At 65.1% G+C, this 1076-nt stretch carries 2 protein-coding genes; one reads left to right on the plus strand and one right to left on the minus strand.

Annotated features, from left to right (window positions below):
• On the plus strand, positions 1-183 hold a 183-nt coding region (locus DLJ49_RS21290), incomplete at its 5' end, for a transposase (RefSeq protein ID WP_147277400.1).
• Positions 184-434: 251 nt separating this feature from the next.
• Here the strand turns inward: DLJ49_RS21290 and DLJ49_RS21295 are convergent.
• Positions 435-1007: a DUF6441 family protein gene (locus tag DLJ49_RS21295; protein WP_233489404.1), complete on the minus strand. Its 573-nt coding sequence runs from the start codon at positions 1005-1007 to the stop codon at positions 435-437.
• Positions 1008-1076: the final 69 nt, after the last annotated feature.

Below are 1076 nucleotides of genomic sequence, written 5' to 3' on the forward strand. Positions count from 1 at the left end.
GAGGACATCAACCGGATCATCGCCATGGTGCGGGCCCGGGTCGAACATCCCTTCCGGGTGCTCAAGCGGCAGTTCGGGTATCTCAAGACCCGGTACCGCGGCCTCGCGAAGAACCGGGCGCAGCTTTTCACGCTGTTCGCCCTCGGCAATCTGTTCCTCGTCCGACGAAGGCTGCTCACATGAGGCGGAGTCTGCCCTCGGACGACAATCCCGGCCATTCGGGCCGGGAGATACGCCGAAAGCGCCCGTCTCACCGGGTGAAACGCCCTTACCAGACCCTCCAAAGCCCGAAATCGGCGAAGCCGAAGCGGTCGTTCAGACGATCCTCTAGTTCATCCCTTCCAAATTTTTTCTCTTTTAGACAGGTGCATTCGGCGGAAACAAACCTTTCAGCCAACTGCAGCGAAAGCCCAGCTTGTCCCTCAGAGCCGATATCACGATTTCCCCTCCACCCAGTTCGCCACGATCAGGCCCGGCACGCTGTCATGCGTGCGCTCGGTGTCGCGGTCCAGGTCCAGCCGCTTCGGCAGCTTGACCTGCGGGACCAGCAGGAAGATTGGCGCGGTGACCTGGTTGCGGCCGGTCTTCGCACGGGACGCCACTGCCTGGCCGCGTTTGTTGATCCGGGCGCGGTCGGCGACCAGCAGACTCGGGCCCCGGCGGCGGTAGACGAAGCGCAGGCGCAGACCGCGGCGGCGCTCCCATTCGCCGGGGGTGATCTTGCCGCCGCGAAGCCCCCGTCCGGCGGCGGGCGTCGGGATCGCGAGCCAGAAGCCAGTTTCCGAGCGGATCAGCGGGCCGGTGTCGTGGGCGCCGACGATGGCGGGCGCCTTCGACCAGACCAGCGCCGCCGCGCCGATGCTGGTCGTGCCCTTGGGCCATGTCTCCGCGCGGATGCTCTTGGCAAGCCGCTGGCCAAGCCCCGCGCCGGTGATCTGGCGGCGCCAGTCGGTCTTTAGTAAGCGGCAGCTCGGTGCCCTCTCTTCCTGAGGCGAGGTTTGCTTGATCCATTTAACCCTGATGTTGCGATGGATGGGACGTGAGCTTTGCAGGAAAGTGCGCAGCTTTTGTTGGCC

It is taken from the genome of Rhodovulum sp. 12E13, from assembly GCF_003340565.1.
Lineage (GTDB): Bacteria > Pseudomonadota > Alphaproteobacteria > Rhodobacterales > Rhodobacteraceae > HLUCCA09.